5 protein-coding genes, 1 tRNA gene and 1 pseudogene are annotated in these 5,524 nt (G+C 48.5%); all 7 read right to left on the minus strand.

All coding sequences use genetic code 11. The features are described 5' to 3' along the window. Window positions 1–73: transfer RNA gene (locus tag COY37_RS03745), tRNA-Thr, on the minus strand. Between the two features lie 212 nt (window positions 74–285). Then, complete coding sequence (locus tag COY37_RS03750) at window positions 286–426, minus strand: hypothetical protein (protein WP_286976192.1); 141 nt, start codon at window positions 424–426, stop codon at window positions 286–288. A 5-nt stretch (window positions 427–431) separates the two neighbouring features. Further along, complete coding sequence (locus tag COY37_RS03755) at window positions 432–1,892, minus strand: helix-hairpin-helix domain-containing protein (protein WP_286677801.1); 1,461 nt, start codon at window positions 1,890–1,892, stop codon at window positions 432–434. 3 nt (window positions 1,893–1,895) lie between these two features. Continuing rightward, window positions 1,896–2,678, minus strand: a complete 783-nt coding sequence (locus tag COY37_RS03760) for a PP2C family serine/threonine-protein phosphatase (protein WP_286677800.1) — start codon at window positions 2,676–2,678, stop codon at window positions 1,896–1,898. A gap of 17 nt (window positions 2,679–2,695) precedes the next feature. Then, window positions 2,696–3,388 (minus strand): vWA domain-containing protein, encoded by a 693-nt coding sequence (locus tag COY37_RS03765; RefSeq protein WP_286677799.1) that lies wholly within the window; start codon window positions 3,386–3,388, stop codon window positions 2,696–2,698. Between the two features lie 380 nt (window positions 3,389–3,768). Further along, window positions 3,769–4,671, minus strand: a pseudogene (locus COY37_RS11785) (PSP1 domain-containing protein); the annotation flags it as partial. An 85-nt stretch (window positions 4,672–4,756) separates the two neighbouring features. After that, on the minus strand, window positions 4,757–5,524 hold a 768-nt coding region (locus COY37_RS03775), incomplete at its 5' end, for a DNA polymerase III delta subunit-related protein (protein WP_286976194.1).

The raw sequence follows: 5,524 nt of genomic DNA on the forward strand, positions 1-5,524 counted from the left end.
AGCCACTGAGCGGATTCGAACCGCTGACCTGCTCATTACGAGTGAGCTGCTCTACCTGCTGAGCTACAGTGGCATGATGTGTATTTAGTTGTTGACCTGCTATTTTGCTGTTTTTCTCTTGTCTGTGTCTAACCGTATTTTAGCATATTTTTGGGTGTTTTGTGACCACATTGTAACCGCGTATTACACCAGTCTTAGACCACCGCCACCACCTGTTTTGGCGCGTCCAAACTGTCAATCGCGGCATATGAATGCCGCAGGTCGTGAAAACGAACGCCCTTTAGTTTAGCAGATTTGCGCGCGGTTTTGAATATCCTCCTCTTTGTTCTGCTTAACGTCGACGAGCTGGCGCGCTTTGTGCTCGCACAGTGTGGCAACCATAGAAGCCGGAATGATAACCTTGCCCATAAAAAAACTAGCAGGCAAACAGTCTACCAATCGTCTATACCACAATGTATTATGTGAATTCCAACAATAAGAACGGCTGCATATATTCCAACTTGTAATAAGAATGGCTGATAATTATCTACAGCCTGATCAAATTGGCTGTATACATAAATACCGCTTTTGGAAAGCATATAGCCTGCATATAGAACTAGAATGCCCCCAAACAGCTGTGCAAGGCAGCCGTCCATCTTTGATGCCAGGAATCGGTTACGCACTCTTTTTCTAGCTGCTCTAGGTTGTACATATGTTTGCTGAGCTGTTCGCGCAATACCCGTTGTTGGCATGTGCATTTGTGGCTGCGCCTGCACTAGCGGTACTCTCTGTGGCAATTGGGACACGTGTTTTGCAGCAATAAGCTCAATTTGTTGACCGGCTAAAAAAGGTTTCGGAAAGTAATCTTTCCCAAGACGCATTACAGCATTACACCATGGGCAGTCACTAAGGTGATTACCATACCAGTGATTTTCATTCTTGGAACATTGTTTTAACTTTACACCTTCGGCCTTCAAAGTATTAAACCATTCAATTGCAGCAGGCCGCCTCAAAGGATATGCATGGCCTTCAACAAAACATCGGTAAAACAAAACCCTTATAGACGGCGGAATTATATTGTACGGAAGCGCGTAGCTAGGCGGTTCGATGCCTCTAGCATCTGTAGTATATGGGAAATACCCTTTCTTTATCTTTTCTTCAGGGGACGGAGCGTCATCAACGAGGGGGCCTCTTGCCTGATACGGATGCACGCCATTCGCTAAGAACTTGAATATTATGATAGCCAGGGCAAACAGATCTGAGTGGTATCGATCATGATCGTTTGTCTTAAAATCCGCACCCATCAATTCAGGAGGCAGGTATTCACCGCTTCCAACTCGAGTGTAATAAGTAATATCCGATGCGCTATCTTTTACCTGGAACGAGTCACAATCAATTATAGCTACTAGGGCACTTGGGGATACGAGAATATTGGTTTCCCTTAAGTCTCCGATACGGTGCCCTTTCTCATGTAGCGCCGCAACCGCACTCGCTATATTAAACGCTGCGGTAAACAAGTGCTGCCAGGTAAAGCTTCCGCCAAACGCTTTTAACCTATCAGAAGGATCAAAATATTTGTGGGTTTCCTTAAATACCTTTGTATCTATCAAAGGCATTGTATAGCCGACAAACAGTCTTCTGGCCGAATCGCTATAGAGAACATCTTCCGGCCAACCAATTGATCGGTGTCTCGCATTGGGGGACGGATCATCCGGTGGGTTGTTCACCATGCTTAATATTTTCTGGTGGAGTTCCGCAGTAATTTTTTGCGGATGATAAATTTTTGCACATCTACTATTAGTGCCATTGTTAGAGCCGATAATTTCGTAGATAGCCCCTTCGCCGCCGCTCTTACCGGTACTTTTTAATCCAATTTTGTTGCCCGTCAGATCATAAACCGCAAGAATTGGCATTAGTTACGTTCCTTTAGGTAGAATGCCAAGAACTAAGGTTTTATCATCCTCTGAATGCTCGCTGAGCTTGTCTGATGCGAGTAAATCATAGATATCCTGGTTGGCCTGCTCAAAATCATCAATCTGCGTGGCATATGTAAAAAGCGGCCTAAAAAAGCCTTCGAATGGTGCGTAGTTATTATCAGCTTTTTTCAATCCGGCTCTTTGGCAACCATCAGTAAACAGCGCAATACCATTTACACCGGAGACTGCTGATGTGCTCTTAAGCGACTCCTCCCAATCCTGGCTTGTCAGTGGTGTGACCTCGTTTGTGTATTCGGATTCTCCCGGTCCTGTAATGAGATGAAGACCGTTATCCGTGTCGACAACAAGCGCACCATCCCCTATATGAACGGCTGCAACCGCATCCCTAAGGGTAATAGCGACGAGAAGTGTGCACGCTAAATCACGGAGGCTACATTCTTCAGTTTTCGCTCTCTTCTCCAGCGCTCTCCTGGCCGCAGTTACCGCATCTTTCGCTAGGGTTGTAATATCCACACTCTTATGTGTTGCTATTGCTGTTGCTTTTATAGCTCTTTCTACACTTTTTACAGCGCTTTTGACTGCTACTTTAGCTCCAATATCAGCTTTCGATGCACTACCAAGCCCATCTGCAATAGCGGCAACCGCAAAATCTTCGTCAATAGTCTTAAAGGCAAATGAATCTTGACACGGCATAGCTAACTGGACATGAAGCGGACCTATGACCGAGGCACCAAAAAAATATGGCGTCGCTAATGTTTTCAACCATATCCTCCTGTGCCTTATATCGTTGAGATCTCGGCCCATCCAGCCGGGCTGTCTAGCTGGACATTTTCGCCGACTTTGGACGCCGATACTCTACCTTGGCTTTTTGACAACCATTCGAACATAGCTTTAAACTTGCCGGGCATTAACCTTACAGGCGCCCGGTTTGAGGGCGAGAGCTGCTTTAGTGTGTCCATATCCGCCGGCTCGACCCCGACCGTAAAGAATAAGAAGTTCTTGTTATTCTCTCCGTCATTAATAGCTGCAACTACCTTTTTCCAGGTTGCATCGCCCGGTTTCATATCGGTAGGTTCTCCATCGGTGATTAAAAATATCCATGGGCGGTAGTAATCAATACCTCTACTTTTGTATTCAAACTTACGTTCTTCAATTAAATCTATTGCTCTAAGAATGGCTTCACCCATAGGCGTTAAGCCTGAGGCACGTAATGTAGGTGGGTTAAACGCGTCCATTGATGAGAAGTCGTGGGTAAGAGTTACACCGTCTCCAAAGGTAATAATTGCTAAATCTACTCTTTTGCTCGCTAGCTCATCAGAGGTGACATCCTCCTTGAAGAACCGTAAGCCATCGTTAAGTTGATTAATCTTGCCATTGGCTACCATTGACCCTGATATGTCGAGCAAAAGAACTGTGGCACAATGCGGATGCTGGGGATTTGCAATTTCGATACTCTCTTCAAGCCTTGACATAAATCCTCCCTGGTGGTTGCTTGCTACGTGCGATTCTAGCACTAATATACTAGATAACCTGCTGAGCTACAGAGGCAATCTTATCTTTTCGCGGCTGTAAGCCGGATCACAATCACTGCGACCTAATCGCTATCCCCATTCTTCGACGGGATGCCGTCATCGATCTCGTCGACTTTTGGCTTGTCGCCGTTGCCGCCTGCATCAACTATTACTTCCTCATCCTCTAAAGCTTCTTCATCCCCCACTACATCTCCATCCGCAACAACCGCTTCATCACCTACAACCTCGTTAACTTCATTAACCTCATCATCTTCCGCGAACCCAACATCCCCAACAATTCCCTTATCCTCAATAATCCCCCGATCTTCCACAACGCCTTTCTCATCCGCACCTCTGTCTTCGGGAATGTCGACGCTGTCTTCCAACTCGATTTTGGGTTTGCCGCCGTTGCCGCAGCAGGAGTCGGGTTTACAGGGGGCTTTGCATTTGCAGCCCAGGGCGTCGGCTAGGGGCATTTCGATTCGTTGGCCGGATTCGAGCTCGGCGATGACGGTCTCTTTCGGGACGTTGAACTCGACGATTCGGGCGGTGCCGAATTCGGTGGTGAGTCGGGTGCCTCGCCTGGGGGCGCGCTTCTTGAAATCCTGGTATGCCTCGTATTCGTATTTCAGGCAGCACATCAGACGTCCGCAGATGCCGGATATCTTTAACGGATTAAGCGGCAAGTCCTGCTCTTTGGCCATGCGGATTGAGACGGGTTCGAAGTCGCCTAAAAAGACGGTGCAGCAGAGACGCTGGCCGCAGGGGCCTAGGCCGCCGACCATCTTGGCTTCGTCGCGCACGCCGATTTGGCGAAGTTCAATCCGGGTTCTAAATACCGAGGCGAGATCCTTGACCAGCTCGCGGAAATCGACCCTGCCGTCGGAGGTGAAGTAGAAGATGATCTTACTGCCGTCGAACACGTACTCGACCTCGATGAGCTTCATCGGAAGCCGGTGTTTGGCGATCTTCTCCTCCGCAACCCGAAATGCTTCTTTTTCCTTTTGCTTGTTTTTAGTGAGCTGGCTCTTATCATCGTCGCTTGCCCGCCGGACGACTTTCTTCAGCAGGGCGATGATCTCCTCGTCGGGGACTTCCGTGGGCGAAGACACTACTTCGCCGAATTCCATCCCGCGCGATGTCTTGACGACGACTTTCTCGCCGCTCTTTAAATCTATCCCATCCGGGTCAAAGTAGTAGACTTTGCCGGCTCTTTTGAATACGACTCCAACAACTATCGGCATGACCTGCCAAAACCTCCTGCTTTTTCATAAAAGCCGGTGCTGTAAAAGCACCGCTGAATTATCATAAATTGCGCTCCATTGCGTACTACGGGACGAAATACGGATCGCTCTCGACCGCGAGCACGTCGTGGATGCGAAACAACATATCTTCAAATGCTAATTGCATATTAACATTAAAACGAGAATACTGCCTCGTTTCTTCGATTATTTGCAGGCACCGGTTCATATCCTCGCTGCTAAAAAGGTCGACGTGTTCCTTCACGGCCAGGATGTGGTCCTGGTTGGTCAGGAGGTCTTCCCTACCGGTTTCTTTTAGCAGGATAATATCGCGGAACCACGAGGTCAATATGCTCAAGACATCCTCAAAACCCTGGTGCTCCTCTTTGCCCAGCTCCCGCTTTTGCCGTTGCTCGATGCGCTTGATGGTGCGTACGGGAGCATCCTTAGCATCATACTGCTCTTTTAACTCTGCGATCTCCTTTTTATGAGCGGCTTTTAGCTCGTCGAGGGGCTTTTTGATTTCGCGGATAAGCTCCTCGGCGATAAAGCTGAGGCGTGCGAGGTCGGCGCGGTCGGCGCTCCGTGCGATACCGAGGACGGTTTTTCTGCGCTCCCTTTTGGAGTGGGATGTCGCAAACGAAACCGCGGCCCCCAAGATGCCACCGCTCAATCTGGTTGCCAGGGCCGCCTCATCATAGCCCAAATCATACTTATTGACCAGAAATGATATCATCTCTTGCGCCGGGATCGGCCTGAACTGAACCTGGCGACAGCGCGAGATAATCGTGGGCAGAACCGCCTCGGGATTGGACGATACCAGGACGAACACGACGTCGACCGGCGGCTCCTCCAG

The sequence above is a fragment of the Candidatus Aquicultor secundus genome, assembly GCF_002791875.1.
GTDB classification, from domain to species: Bacteria; Actinomycetota; Aquicultoria; order Aquicultorales; family Aquicultoraceae; genus Aquicultor_A; species Aquicultor_A secundus.